General features: G+C 44.3%; 15 protein-coding genes. 13 read left to right on the plus strand and 2 right to left on the minus strand.

The features are described 5' to 3' along the window. Window positions 1-13 precede the first annotated feature (13 nt). Window positions 14-805, minus strand: coding sequence for a hypothetical protein (locus G590_RS0113775; protein ID WP_022766244.1), 792 nt, complete (start codon window positions 803-805; stop codon window positions 14-16). 157 nt (window positions 806-962) lie between these two features. Between G590_RS0113775 and G590_RS0113780 the strand changes: the two genes are divergently transcribed. The 8 genes from G590_RS0113780 (at window position 963) to G590_RS0113815 (ending at window position 6014) form a co-directional block, all read left to right on the plus strand. Then, window positions 963-1190 carry a hypothetical protein gene (locus tag G590_RS0113780; protein ID WP_022766245.1) on the plus strand — a complete coding sequence of 76 codons (228 nt, stop codon included), beginning with the start codon at window positions 963-965 and terminating at the stop codon, window positions 1188-1190. Window positions 1191-1212: 22 nt separating this feature from the next. Beyond that, entirely contained in the window at window positions 1213-1389 is a 177-nt protein-coding gene (locus tag G590_RS21400; RefSeq protein ID WP_022766246.1) for a hypothetical protein, read from the plus strand. Between the two features lie 158 nt (window positions 1390-1547). Beyond that, window positions 1548-2537 (plus strand): PstS family phosphate ABC transporter substrate-binding protein, encoded by a 990-nt coding sequence (locus tag G590_RS0113790; RefSeq protein WP_022766247.1) that lies wholly within the window; start codon window positions 1548-1550, stop codon window positions 2535-2537. An 85-nt stretch (window positions 2538-2622) separates the two neighbouring features. Further along, window positions 2623-3054, plus strand: a complete 432-nt coding sequence (locus G590_RS0113795; protein WP_022766248.1) for a DUF7684 family protein — start codon at window positions 2623-2625, stop codon at window positions 3052-3054. Window positions 3055-3123: 69 nt separating this feature from the next. Further along, a complete protein-coding gene (locus tag G590_RS0113800) occupies window positions 3124-4119 on the plus strand; it encodes a DUF4003 family protein (protein ID WP_022766249.1) in 996 nt (331 codons plus the stop codon). Between the two features lie 17 nt (window positions 4120-4136). Next, window positions 4137-4622 (plus strand): peptide-methionine (S)-S-oxide reductase MsrA, encoded by a 486-nt coding sequence (gene msrA, locus G590_RS0113805; RefSeq protein ID WP_022766250.1) that lies wholly within the window; start codon window positions 4137-4139, stop codon window positions 4620-4622. Between the two features lie 22 nt (window positions 4623-4644). Then, complete coding sequence (locus tag G590_RS0113810; protein WP_022766251.1) at window positions 4645-5271, plus strand: flavodoxin family protein; 627 nt, start codon at window positions 4645-4647, stop codon at window positions 5269-5271. Between the two features lie 14 nt (window positions 5272-5285). Continuing rightward, entirely contained in the window at window positions 5286-6014 is a 729-nt protein-coding gene (locus tag G590_RS0113815; RefSeq protein WP_022766252.1) for an AlkZ-related protein, read from the plus strand. Between the two features lie 89 nt (window positions 6015-6103). On the opposite strand, the gene G590_RS0113820 is transcribed toward G590_RS0113815, so the two are convergent. After that, complete coding sequence (locus tag G590_RS0113820; RefSeq protein ID WP_022766253.1) at window positions 6104-7651, minus strand: sodium/proline symporter; 1548 nt, start codon at window positions 7649-7651, stop codon at window positions 6104-6106. A 169-nt stretch (window positions 7652-7820) separates the two neighbouring features. On the opposite strand from G590_RS0113820, the gene G590_RS0113825 reads away from it, so the two are divergent. The 5 genes from G590_RS0113825 (at window position 7821) to rplI (ending at window position 12913) form a co-directional block, all read left to right on the plus strand. Beyond that, window positions 7821-9005 carry an MFS transporter gene (locus G590_RS0113825; RefSeq protein WP_022766254.1) on the plus strand — a complete coding sequence of 395 codons (1185 nt, stop codon included), beginning with the start codon at window positions 7821-7823 and terminating at the stop codon, window positions 9003-9005. Further along, window positions 9002-9508, plus strand: coding sequence for a YgjV family protein (locus G590_RS0113830; protein WP_022766255.1), 507 nt, complete (start codon window positions 9002-9004; stop codon window positions 9506-9508). The genes G590_RS0113825 and G590_RS0113830 overlap by 4 nt, the downstream gene beginning before the upstream one ends. Before the next feature lie 91 nt (window positions 9509-9599). Next, window positions 9600-10244 (plus strand): PepSY domain-containing protein, encoded by a 645-nt coding sequence (locus tag G590_RS19650; protein ID WP_022766256.1) that lies wholly within the window; start codon window positions 9600-9602, stop codon window positions 10242-10244. Between the two features lie 166 nt (window positions 10245-10410). Further along, on the plus strand, window positions 10411-12462 hold the full coding sequence (locus G590_RS0113840; RefSeq protein ID WP_022766257.1) for a DHH family phosphoesterase: 2052 nt from the start codon (window positions 10411-10413) through the stop codon (window positions 12460-12462). 4 nt (window positions 12463-12466) lie between these two features. Beyond that, window positions 12467-12913 carry a 50S ribosomal protein L9 gene (gene rplI, locus G590_RS0113845; RefSeq protein ID WP_022766258.1) on the plus strand — a complete coding sequence of 149 codons (447 nt, stop codon included), beginning with the start codon at window positions 12467-12469 and terminating at the stop codon, window positions 12911-12913.

Consider the following 12913-nt stretch of genomic DNA (forward strand, 5'->3'; position numbering starts at 1 on the left):
TTACGAATGCAGGCTATACCCTCAGCATTCTAACATTTATACATTTACGGGGCAACAATTGTTGCATTGCCATTATTTTTTTTTGAGAAAAGAGCCATTCAAGGAACGTCTCGTCTGCCATCACTGCAAAATCCGCCTGATGGAAGCCTGTAAGAGCACCGCAGGAGAGCATTTCCTGATCAGAGAATTCGGTAAGGCTCACATTTTCAGCGCCCATGGCCTTTAAGGTCATGACAGCCGATCTGCTGACATCGACAGGAATAACATTGTCGTTTGTAGCATGTGCAAACCATATCGGAATGTCTTTTATTCCGGAGAGATTTGTTGTTGAATCCCGAGAGTATGTCAGCGCGGGACACATGACTATGGAACCTGCAACATATTCGGGATAGGTCTCCAGAAACTCAACTGTTGAAAGACCGCCGAAAGAATTTCCCATACAATAGATCCTGGCTGGATCGACTTTGCCCTTAGAGATGAGATTATCTGATATCTTCTTTATTTCTGAATAAAGAGCTTCCCTGTTCGTCTGGGCAAGGAATGTGTCATCTTCAATATGTGGTGCCAGTACGTAGCAGGGTCTCTTGCTCTGGCCCCCGGCATCTGTCAGTGTGGATACGGTTCTGGTGGTTCCTGCATTATCGGTCTCGCCGTAGCCGTGAAAGACAATTACAAGAGGCATGTTTTTTCCGCTCTCAGGGGTGTACAGAAAATATTTTGATTCATCTATCGTCTCTGAGCCACAGCCTGTCATGGCAAAAATCATTGCTGCAATGAACAGACAGAGCACACATTTTTTTTTCATGATTATCTCCCCACGATTTTGTCAGATTTTTTAGATAATTATACACAAAATTCGCACAAAGAGATTAAATACATTATCTTGTATTCTGAAAGGAATAGTTCTACAATATACTGTAGTAGAAACCTGTTAATCCTTTTGTTCAATTGGAGAGTGTATTATGATAACACAGTTCCCGGAAGTAATAACAATCGATGGTTTCGTTTACAAAAAGATGTCACAGGGGGTAAGCGGAGGAGCATATTATGACTCTTACGACAATCCTTCGGAGATAACATCCAAATCTATCTGCCTCTATCCAAACGGGGAGCTTACATACAGCTGGAGAGGAATAGAGCAGAAATGGAATAAGAGTTTCAGAGTGATAAGACAGAGTACAGGTGCGTGACCTGATCCTTGCAGGAGTGGCGATGGAAGTAAATAAAAACGATAACAACTATGAGCAAGAGGCCAAAAAAGCAAAAAAGACCCGTGCTGTAACATGGGTGACAGTACTGATGACTGTATTGCTTTATATTGGACTGATTATCGGAGGATGCTATTTGTTCATGTTTTTGATCACATGGGCAATAGTGGCCAATATGTAAGAAGTGCCGGTTAGAGTGATGAGTGATAAGAGATTTTTTACAATATTAGTTATTGTATGTGCTGTATGCCTGTTGCTGACTGTGGCGCATTGCATATACGCATATAAAGCATATGAGAATTCATCAATAATACATTTGATATCTCAGGAGATATGGTGATGAGAGGACGAATAATAGCCATTTTATCGGTGGTACTGGTTACAGTCGCGGTAAATGGCTTTATTTTTATGACTGTAACAAGACGACTGGGCAACAATTTCAGCGGAGCGTCCCAGAGGAAGATGATTGATGTATCGCAGTATTTACCTTTTGAGGAGGAGTCTGACCTTGCGAAAGTGGATTCTTCTTTGAAGTTTTCTGGTAAAGATGATCTTCCGGTGCTGGACGGAGCTGCTGCGCTTGTCCCTGTCTATGCTTCGGTTATTGACAACTGCTATCCGGAAGGAAGCGTGACTTATGAGGGTGGAAGCTTTTCCGATGACAATTTCTACGGAGAGAACTTCGCTGGTGACAGCGTGATGCAGTATCAGAATACGATACGAGGCTTTGATGCCATGGTGGATGGCTCGGTAGATCTGTTTTTTACCGCTCATCCTTCGGGGGAACAGCTTGAGTCTGCAGCAGAAAAAGGAGTTGAACTGGAGATTGTTCCCGTAGGACTTGAAGCTTTTGTATTCTTTGTTAATACCAGCAACCCGGTAGACAGTCTCACGGCGGATCAGATTCGTGCTATCTATTCAGGCGAGATCACAAACTGGGAAGAGGTCGGTGGTCCGTCAAAGCTCATAAATCCACTGGTCAGGATCAAGGGCTCGGGCTCACAGACCATGATGGAGAAGTTCATGGGAAAAGACATTGTGCTGACCCATGATCCGCTCAAGATCCTGGGAGGTGCCATCGGATATTCCTTCAGATACTATCTCTCGGGAATGGTATCCGATGACGGTGTTAAAATGCTTGCTGTTGACGGCGTATATCCCGACGCAGAGAATATCAGGAATGGTGCATATCCTCTGACTGCCAATTTTTACGTTGTCTATCGCAAGGACAATGATAATGAGAAGGTAAAAGAGCTTGTGGAGTGGCTTTTGTCTGAAGAGGGACAGAAGCTGATCGAAGATTGCGGATATGTAGCGCTTCCAAAGTGAGTTACTGTACTGAAAATGGGACTCAATCCTTGCTAACCTGTGTATAACAGATAAAAGCTTCATTGATTGAGAAGGAGGAGTTACCATGATTCAGCACATATATACAGAGGATACATTAAATCAGAATATTTCTTTTGGAATCTTTAACCGCAGGATCTTTGATAACAGGAAGAACTTAAGGGACCTTTCCAATCATACGGTGATAATTGTGACCGACGAGATCATAGATGAAACTCTGATCAAGGAACTGGCAGACGTGATCCTTAAGAAGGGCTGCAAGAACGTGGCATTCTGCGGAACAGCATCTGATGAGTGGCAGAGGGTGTTTGATGAGGCTGACCGTGAGATCAACGGATTCAATGATATCACAGGTTACGAGGACTTCGCGGTCATGTGGAGATTTGAGGATGTTGAATCTCTTGCAGATGAAGTTTATACATGCTGGAATGAGGTTCTTATCCTTTGCAGCAACATGTCCCTTATCAGGGAATGCCGGGATATCTTAGAAGAGGCATAATGTTCATAAAATATACATAAAAAACATTTATAATATTGCTTAATAATGACATCTATAGGAGGAGCAACAATGAGGGAAGCAATTACAAGAAAATGCGATCTTTTGATCGAGAACTGGAAACTTATTCATAAGGGCTATTGGCTCGAGAATAGCAGCATTGCTGCGATTGCTGCTGCTACTTTCGCTGAGAAGGATAGGAGCGCCGATGTCGAGAGACTTAAAGAGTGTCAGAAGATACTCAGGAAGAAAGAGGGAATATTCTCAGAGTTTCGGGGTAACAGCGAGCTCATAGTTACTGCGAAGATGGCTCTTAGCGATGATCCCGAGCGCTATCTCGAGGATGTTACAGGAGTATATAAGAAGTTCCAGAAGGGTAAGTTCTGGGAATCCAATTACAGAGCACTTGCTGCCATGACTGTTTGCGATGTGGGAAAGGCATCAGATGCGGATGCTGTTATTGAGAAGACTAACGAAATCTTAAAGGGCATGAATAAGGCTCATCCGTTACTTACATCGGATGAGGATACTTCTTTTGCTGTCCTTCTTGCCATCAGCGACAAGAAGACAGAAGTTATTCTGGAGGAACTTGAAGAGACCTATCAGATTCTCAAGAAGAAGTTCGCTCTTCATGACAACGCAGTATATTCACTGAGCCAGGTTCTTACTTCATACACCGGCAATGCACAGGACAAGGCAGACAAGGCTATAGAAATTTTTGATGCTTTTGCTGCAGCAGGAGCCAAGTATGGCAAGGGCTATGAGCTGGCTTCTTTGGGAACACTTATAGGTGTCAGTGCTGGCCCTGATGATATTGCGGCAGAGGTTGCAGAGACAGCCGATTACTTAAAGGGCAATAAGGGCTTTGGTGCGTTTGACATGGGCAAGGCTACAAGGCTTATGTTTGGAACCATGGTGGTTGCAGGAGATAATTCCGATGAGAACTACAAGGTTGGAGCGTCTGTTATAAGCGGAACTGTGGCAAGGGTAATTGCAGAGCAGACTGCAATGCTTGTTGCTATCATGGCTGCCAGCACTTCTTCCGCAACATCTTCTTCATCAAATTGATAAAAGGTAGGAGAGTTATGAGAGCATATTTTGCCGGTGGATGTTTTTGGTGCGTCACACCGATTTATAAGATGTATGGAGTGGACAAGGTTGTCTGCGGATATTCCGGCGGGGATGAGAAAAATCCCAAATACGAAGATGTGAAGGCGCAGAAGACAGGCCATCGCGAGACCATAATGCTTGAGTATGATCCTGAGAAGGTTTCATATGACAAGCTGCTTGATATCTTCCTGGCCAACGTGGATCCCTTTGACGGCGAAGGACAGTTTATTGACAAGGGATTTTCCTATACTCTGGCAATCTACTACACCACTGAGGAAGAGAAGCTCAGGGCAGAAGCCCGTATCAGAAAGCTGGAAGAGGAGACCGGAAAGCGCGTTCAGATCGCTCTTGAGAAGTTTAAGAGCTTCTATGAGGCAGAGGAATATCATCAGGATTATTACCTCAAGAATCCGGAAGCTTTTGAAAAAGAGCTTATAGAGTCCGGCAGGAAAAAGGCATAGGGCAATTGATTAGGAGGTTTCTATGGCAAAAGTATTACTACTTAATGGCAGTCCTCACGCAAACGGCTGTACGGCCAGAGCGTTAGAGGAGATGATCAAGGTCTTTTCGGATGAGGGCGTTGAGACTGAGGTTATTCAGGTTGGCAACAAGGATATTCGAGGATGCGTGTCCTGCGGATATTGTGAAAAGAACGGAAAGTGCGTTGTCAATGACCTGGTTAACGAGGTTGCTCCCAAACTTGAAGAGGCAGACGGACTGGTTGTCGGAAGCCCTGTTTATTATGGCTCACCCAACGGCACGATCCTGTCGTTTATGGACAGGCTCTTTTACAGTACTTCATTCTCCAAGCACCTCAAGGTTGGTGCGGCTGTGGTGAGCTGCAGAAGGGGCGGAAACACAGCAACCTTCGATGTACTGAATAAATACTTTACCATCAGTGGAATGCCTGTTGCATCAAGCACCTACTGGAACCAGGTTCACGGCTTTTCAAGAGAAGACGTGGAGAAGGACCTTGAAGGCCTTCAGACCATGAGGAATCTGGCCAGGAACATGAGCTTTATGATCAAAGCTTTTGCCGATGCCAAAGAGAAATATGGTGAACCCGAGGTGGAGAGAGGATCCTTCACAAGCTTTCCTGACGGCAAATAAATCAGAGGCAGAGCATGGGTAATGAAAACGGAACCTGGATAATGTATGGTGTTGACTGGAACGATCCGGAATGCCTGCATACTGTTCGGGATGCGATAAACTACATAAATGAGACAGGCTTTTTACCGCTGTTTAAAAATGATATTCCGGGATTTTCACTGGAGGAGCGCACTGTGCCGGACTATTGGTGGTGCGGTGATCCTGAGGTTGATCCCTGGGAGTGGAGAGAAGTTATTGCCCGAAGCGGAGAGGTTGCCTACGGTAAGTTTTTTGATAAGAAGGCTGGATTTATTTCCAAAGAGTGGCTTCCGTATTTTGCAAACTACAGACGGGATGGCTATGATTTTGATGCCCTTTGGGACGACGAGAAGGCTTCAAGGCGTCAGAAGAAGATCATGGATGTGCTGGAAGTTGAGGATGAGGTTTATTCCAACGAACTCAAGGCCAGAGCCGGTTTTGGTAAGGGCAAGGAGAAGGGCTTTGATGGTACCGTGACCGATCTTCAGATGAAGACTTATCTATGTGTCAGGGACTTCAGGCAGAGAAAGAACAAAAAAGGTGAGTTGTACGGATGGCCTATAGCAATCTATACCAGGCCTGAGACACTGTGGGGTTATGAACATGTGACTTCTGCTTATAAAGAGTCATCTGCTGATTCCGGAAAGCGTATCACAGACCATATGAAAGATGTTTACCCTATTGCTACTTCTGCCCAGGTGAAAAAAGTCCTTGGTGTGAAGTGAGATAAATAATAACTACGAACAAAGAGCTGTCACTCCAGAACGGGGTTGACAGCTCTTTTTAAGAATTAGGGATTTATGGCTATTTTATATTAAGACATCTTTGATACATGCTCGAATTTGGATACCATCTCATCATCCGGAGCAGGTGTTAACAGACTTACAACAACTATCATGATGATTGCAACAAGGAATGCGGGGGCCAGTTCGTACAGGTTCCATACTCCACCCATAGGTCTTACAAGGTACTTCCATACGAATACCATTACTCCGCCTGAAACCATTCCTGCAATCGTACCGAACTTGTTAGCTCTTTTCCAGTAAAGGGACATGATCATTGCTGGTCCGAATACTGCGCCGAAGCCTGCCCATGCAAAGGATACGATACCAAATACTGAGCTGTTGGGATTCCATGCGATTATGACACCAAATACTGCAACAGCGATAAGTGTGATTCTTGCAGTAAGCATAGCTGCTCTCTCAGAGAGTTTAATGCCCAATGTGTCCTGAACAATATTCTCGGAAACAGCTGAGGATGCTGCGATGAGCTGTGAGTCTGCGGTGGACATTGTTGATGCAAGGATGCCCGCGATGATGATACCTGCTATAAGAGCAAAGAGGAAATTGTACTGGCTGATCTGATTTGCCAGAACAACAATAAGTGTCTCTGCCTTGGATGAGCTGGTCGGATCTTCAATCAGAGATTCAAGAGCGCCGGCCTGAGTCATTGCCCTTCCGATAACACCGAGGATTACGGCTACACCGAGTGAGAAGACAACCCATACAGAAGCAATCCTTCTGGAGAGCTTAAGTTCTGATGACTTTCTTACAGCCATGAATCTAAGAAGGATATGAGGCATTCCGAAATATCCGAGTCCCCAGCAGAACATGGTGACTTTATTAAAGAAACCGTAAGAGTCCGCAGAACCTGTGGCGTTGTTGTAGGTTGCACTTACATTCAAAAAGCCCGGAAGGCTCTTTACGTTTTCTGAAACCGCTGAAATACCTCCCGCAGCGTTGATGCCAAAGCATACTACAAAAGCTAGGGCAAGAGTCATAACAATTGACTGGATAAAGTCAGTCTTGGAAGCAGCCAGGAATCCACCGGTTGTTGTGTATCCGACGATGATGACTGCCGATACGATCATGGCCAGCTGATAGTTAACTCCGAACAGAGATGAAAAGAGCTTGCCGCAGGCTGAGAAACCGGATGCTGTGTAGGGAACAAAGAAGATAAGAATAAATGCAGCACCGAGGCAAAGGATAACATTGCTATTGTCGTTGAAACGCTTTTTGAAATAATCGGGGATGGTTATGGCATCCAGTGATTCAGTGTAATTACGAAGGCGCTTGGCGGTAAAGAGCCAGTTGAGATAGGTTCCGACTATAAGACCAAAAGCTGTCCAGCCGGCATCGGCAATACCTGAAAAGTAAGCAAGTCCGGGTACGCCCATAAGAAGGTAAGAGCTCATGTCGGAGGCCTCTGCACTCATGGCAGTGACGAAGGGACCGAGCTTTCTTCCGCCCAGATAAAAGTCTTTTACGTCATTGGTATCTTTGGAGCTGACAAAGCCCACCAGGAGCATGCCACACAGATACACAAGAATTGAGATGATAATTCCGATTTGTGATGATGTCATGATATTTCCCCTTTCTTTTTTCATACATACTTACACTTCACCATGTTAACACATTAAAGAGGTAAATAAAACAACAAATTGTATAATATCTTCATTTATTTAAAAACAAATCTTCAGTATAATGTTGGTTGGCTAAATCAGAAAACTAAATGAACAGGAAGAATTACGAATGGAAGATAAGATAAAAAGAAAACAATTCATATTGTGCTTTGCGGTATTTCTCGCCAACGGAATGCTGGCGCTTTCTATAGGATCACTACTGCCGTTTTTAAGAGATGCTCACGGGCTTGACTATGCGTTTTGCGGACTTATAGTAAGTCTGCATTCTGTGGGAAATCTCTTTTCAAGCTTTTTCTCCGGAGCACTTCCAATGCTTATCGGAAGGAAAAAGAGCATACTCCTTTTCGAGGTCTTTTTCCCATTATCATTTCTTATAATGCTTCTTGGAGGAAACAGATTTCTTCTGGCGTTTGCATTCTTTGCAACAGGAGTTGCAAGGGGAGCATCCAGTAATTACTGCAATACCAAGATAAATTCAATAGCCACCGGAATGGCTTGGGCGCTGAACTGTCTTCATGCATGCTTTGCTATAGGTGCGTTCGTGTTCCCGCTTATCCTGATGATGATCACAAGGACGCAGTCTGCAAACTGGAGCTATGCATGTATGCTCCTGGTGGTTCTTGGCGTTCTGACCTGCATTATGTACTATATGATCCCTGAGGATCAGGATGATCCAAAAGATGCCGGGAAGAGTAAAGAGAAGCGCGACGGCAATACTTTCGGGTTCTTTCGTGAACCAATCTTCTATATTGTTACAGCAACTCTGTTCTTCTATCTATGCGCCGAGCAGGGCGTAATCGGCTGGATGATCACGTACTTCAAGGATACAGGTCTTTTGCCGCCCAACCTTGCGCAGAGCACTGCCAGTATCCTCTGGGTAATGATATTATGTGGAAGGCTTACGACAGCATTTTTGTCCACCAGAGTCAAAAAGGAGAACCTTCTGCCGGCAATGGGAGTAGGAATAGTGCTGTTCTTCATCGTGCTCATCATGTCCAAGTCGACAACGCCTATTGTCATAGGAATAATGGGCTTTGGCTTTTCTATGGCAGGTATTTATGCGACCACTGTCTCTTTTGCCGGGGAGCTCATAAAGAAATACAGCCTCGCCTGGAGTTTTATTTTGACAACTGCCAGTCTCGGGTCTATAATCATGCCTTCGATAGTTGGTTTTATCGCCGATGATTTTGGCATCGCAACAGGTGTTGGAAGCATTGCGATAGCTCTTTTCATCGACATGATATTTATCATGATATTAGTAAGAAAAGTTAAGAAGGGTATCAGTGTTAAATGAATATTATAATTGCGAACATCATTGATCTTGTGGCAGCTGTTGTTCAGGTAGGATCCGGCGCCATCAAGAAAAAAAGTAAGATACTTATTGTACAGACAATCCAGCTCCTTATGCAGGCAGTTAGCATGCTTCTTCTTGGAGGAGTTACCGGTGCTGTCAGCAACGTGCTTTCCTGCTTCAGGAATTTCCTATGCTATAAGGACAAGCTCAACTGGGTGTGGAAGGTTATTCTGATCGTGGCATCCATCGGATTTACCATAGCGCTCAACGATCAGGGATTTCTTGGAATTATTCCGGCAGCAGTCTGCACTGTCTATATTATATTTATGGATATCAAGGATCCGGTTAAGTTCAAGCTCCTTGTAACACTTTCTTTCGTGCCGTGGGCTGTTTATCATTTCATCCTTAAGTCATATACAGGCGCTATCTTTGATGCCGCCACAGTTGTAACCAATGCTGTAACCCTTGCTAAGATGATAAAAGAGAACAAGAAATCTGTGTGATAATTCTGTGATACACATAATGGTATTCTTAACTCAACAAAGAGAGAGAGCCTTCCCGAAAGGGAAGTGAAGAAGAGAAGGAGAATACATTATGAAGAAGAATATTATCACATCAGCAGCAACTATCATCACATCAGCAATGTTAGCAATCACAGCAATGCCAATCGCATCATTTGCAGCAGGAAACATTACACTTGAGCAGGCTAAGCAGATCGCACTCACAAACGCAGGTCTTAACGCCAACCAGGTTACCTTCGTAAAAGAAGGAATGGAAATGGATGATGGCAGAACAAAATATGAAGTTGAATTCTATGCAGGAAACATGGAATATGACTACGATATAGATGCATTAACAGGAGCAATAATCTCTTTTGACCAGGATTGCGAAGTAAATTATATGGCAACAGCTCCTGCAGCAGTTCCTGTAACACCTAAGGCAACAGCTCCTGCAGCAGTTCCTGTAACACCTAAGGCAGCAGCTCCTCAGGCAGCAGCTCCCGCAGCACCTCAGGCACCGGCAGCAACCACAGGCGCGGTAACCAAGGATCAGGCACTTCAGATCGCACTTAATCATGCAGGACTTACCAAGAACGACATAATGTTCTCAAATGTAAGAAAAGATTACGATGACGGAATGGAAATCTGGGAAGTTGAGTTCCATCAGGGCTTCTACGAGTACAACTACGACATCGCAGTAGCAAACGGACAGATCGTAGATTTCGATATCGACGACTAATAAGACAATAACTGAATCACTTATAAACAGTAGGAAGGACGAGAGTCCTTCCTATCTTTATGTTAACCCAATTCTGATATAATCATTCCGAGGATTTTATGCTATACTATATTAGTGGTAATTTTGCATCTGATGTCCAATGTGTTGGGGGAAGAGGACTGGAAATATGGCTGTTAAGAACAGAGTTAAATTAAAGGGGAGACTCAAATCTTATTTTCGTGTCTTTACATATCTGGGAATTCTGCTGGCGTTTGTTAATCTGGCGATATTTACCGTCAATTTCACTGCCGGCCTGATTCTTCTTATTTTCACAGGACTTTATTTCATAGCGGTTTTATATATGCATTTCTACAGCAAGCCCATCATTATGAATGAGCTTGTGAGCTTTGCTACCGAGTACGGTCAGATCCAGAAGAAGCTCCTGAGAGAACTTGACCTGGCACATGCAGTACTGGATGATACCGGCAAGGTTGTCTGGACCAATTCCGCATTCGAGAAAATCGTTCATCAGGAGAGGGGATACAGGAAGTCCATTTCATCTCTTTTCCCGAGTATTACTGTTGATAAGTTCCCGGAAGGTTATGAAGAACTTTCCTATGAAATAGATTACGAGAACAGCAATTACACCATGAAGCTCAAGAGAATCTCGCTAAAAGAGATGGCGACTAACAGCGACATCATCGATGCGGAAGGGTATGACGGAAGCCTTATTGCTGTGTATCTCTTTGATGAGACAGCACTTAAGCTTGCTATTCAGGAAGTTGATAATCAGTCACTGGCAGCAGGACTTATTTATCTTGATAACTACGAAGAGGCTCTGGACAGCGTAGAGGAAGTAAGAAGATCTCTTTTGACAGCTCTTATAGACAGGAAGATCAACAAGTACATTGCTTCCTGCAACGGTATTACCAAGAAGATTGAAAAAGACAAGTACTTCGTTGTTATGCCCAAGAAGTCATGTGAACTTTTGAGAGAACAGCGATTTGATATCCTTGAGGATGTTAAGACAGTTAACATCGGTAACGAGATGGCAGTTACCCTGAGTATAGGTATCGGACTCAACGGACTTTCCTATGCGCAGAATTATGAGTTTGCAAGAAATGCCATAGATGTAGCTCTCGGACGAGGCGGAGATCAGGCGGTTGTTAAGAGTGCAGACACTATCTCCTACTACGGCGGTAAGAGCCAGCAGATTGAGAAGAGTACAAGGGTCAAGGCCAGAGTCAAGGCCCACGCCCTTCGAGAGATCATTTCAGGAAAAGACAATGTCATTGTAATGGGACATAGGATCGGAGACGTAGACAGTTTTGGTTCTTCGGTGGGTATTTACCGAATCGCCAAGACCCTGGACAAGAAGTGCCACATCGTGCTCAACGATGTCACAACTTCCATGCAGCCTTTGGTTGACCTGTTCAAGTCCAATCCCGAGTACGAAGATGACATGATAATATCGAACCAGCAGGCCATTGATGTGGCAGGAAACAACACGGTTCTGGTAGTTGTGGATGTTAATAAGCCCAGCATTACCGAGTGCCCTGAGCTCTTAAGATTCTGCAAGACCATAGTTGTGCTGGATCACCACAGACAGGGTACAGAGGTTATAGAGAATGCAACACTTTCATATGTTGAGCCCTATGCTTCATCTGCTTGTGAGATGGTATCGGAGATTCTGCAGTACATCGGCGACAACGTCAAGATTCATGCTGAAGAGGCTGACAGTCTCTACTCCGGAATCATGGTAGACACCAACAACTTCATGAACAAGACCGGTGTCAGAACCTTTGAGGCAGCTGCATTCCTCCGCAGAAACGGAGCAGATGTCACAAGAGTAAGAAAACTGTTCAGAGAAGATGCCAGCGAGTACAAGGCTAAAGCCGATGCAGTCAGCCAGGCAGAGATCTACAAGAACAGATTCGCAATATCGGTTCTCACCAATGAGGATATTTCAAGTCCTACCATCGTTGGTGCACAGGCTGCCAATGAGCTCCTGAATATTAAGGGAGTAAGGGCAAGCTTTGTATGTACCGATTACCAGAATCAGGTTTATGTCAGCGCAAGGTCCATTGATGAAGTTAATGTACAGGTCATCATGGAGAAGCTTGGCGGTGGCGGACATATGTCAAGCGCCGGCTGCCAGATGGAAGGCGTTTCCGTAAACGAAGCTATTGTCACCCTTAAGAAGACACTTGATCAAATGATAGAAGAAGGAGAATTGTAATATAATGCAGGTTATTTTATTAGAAGATGTTAAGACACTTGGTAAGAAGGGAGAGATCGTTAAGGTAAGCGACGGTTATGCCAAGAACATGTTACTCCCCAAGAAGCTGGCTGTAGAAGCAACACAGAAAGCCAAGAATGAGCTCAAGAACCAGCAGAAGAGAGATTCAATCGTAGCACAGAATCAGCTGGACGAAGCTAAGGCTTACGGCGAGAAGATTGCTGAAAAGACTGTTCAGCTCACAATGAAGGCCGGTGAAGGCGGAAGAGTATTCGGATCTGTTTCGTCAAAAGAGATCGTGACAGCTGCTAAGCAGCAGTTTGGATTTGACATCGATAAAAAGAAACTCCAGATGCCGGAACCTATCAAGGCATTCGGCACATATGAGATACCCGTTAAGCTTCACCCACAGGTTACAACAATCCTGAAGGTACAGGTAAAGGAACAGTAA

It is taken from the genome of Butyrivibrio sp. XPD2006 (assembly GCF_000420865.1).
Taxonomy (GTDB): domain Bacteria; phylum Bacillota; class Clostridia; order Lachnospirales; family Lachnospiraceae; genus Butyrivibrio.

What these genes read in the sequence shown, in the direction of transcription:
- G590_RS0113775 (WP_022766244.1), bottom strand. Translation starts at nt 805, where the DNA reads ATGAAAAAAAAATGTGTGCTCTGTCTGTTCATTGCAGCAATGATTTTT.
- G590_RS0113780 (WP_022766245.1), top strand. Translation starts at nt 963, where the DNA reads ATGATAACACAGTTCCCGGAAGTAATAACAATCGATGGTTTCGTTTAC.
- G590_RS0113815 (WP_022766252.1), top strand. Translation starts at nt 5,286, where the DNA reads ATGGGTAATGAAAACGGAACCTGGATAATGTATGGTGTTGACTGGAAC.
- G590_RS0113830 (WP_022766255.1), top strand. Translation starts at nt 9,002, where the DNA reads ATGAATATTATAATTGCGAACATCATTGATCTTGTGGCAGCTGTTGTT.
- G590_RS21400 (WP_022766246.1), top strand. Translation starts at nt 1,213, where the DNA reads ATGGAAGTAAATAAAAACGATAACAACTATGAGCAAGAGGCCAAAAAA.
- G590_RS0113790 (WP_022766247.1), top strand. Translation starts at nt 1,548, where the DNA reads ATGAGAGGACGAATAATAGCCATTTTATCGGTGGTACTGGTTACAGTC.
- G590_RS0113825 (WP_022766254.1), top strand. Translation starts at nt 7,821, where the DNA reads ATGGAAGATAAGATAAAAAGAAAACAATTCATATTGTGCTTTGCGGTA.
- G590_RS0113800 (WP_022766249.1), top strand. Translation starts at nt 3,124, where the DNA reads ATGAGGGAAGCAATTACAAGAAAATGCGATCTTTTGATCGAGAACTGG.
- msrA (WP_022766250.1), top strand. Translation starts at nt 4,137, where the DNA reads ATGAGAGCATATTTTGCCGGTGGATGTTTTTGGTGCGTCACACCGATT.
- G590_RS0113820 (WP_022766253.1), bottom strand. Translation starts at nt 7,651, where the DNA reads ATGACATCATCACAAATCGGAATTATCATCTCAATTCTTGTGTATCTG.
- rplI (WP_022766258.1), top strand. Translation starts at nt 12,467, where the DNA reads ATGCAGGTTATTTTATTAGAAGATGTTAAGACACTTGGTAAGAAGGGA.
- G590_RS0113795 (WP_022766248.1), top strand. Translation starts at nt 2,623, where the DNA reads ATGATTCAGCACATATATACAGAGGATACATTAAATCAGAATATTTCT.
- G590_RS0113810 (WP_022766251.1), top strand. Translation starts at nt 4,645, where the DNA reads ATGGCAAAAGTATTACTACTTAATGGCAGTCCTCACGCAAACGGCTGT.
- G590_RS0113840 (WP_022766257.1), top strand. Translation starts at nt 10,411, where the DNA reads ATGGCTGTTAAGAACAGAGTTAAATTAAAGGGGAGACTCAAATCTTAT.
- G590_RS19650 (WP_022766256.1), top strand. Translation starts at nt 9,600, where the DNA reads ATGAAGAAGAATATTATCACATCAGCAGCAACTATCATCACATCAGCA.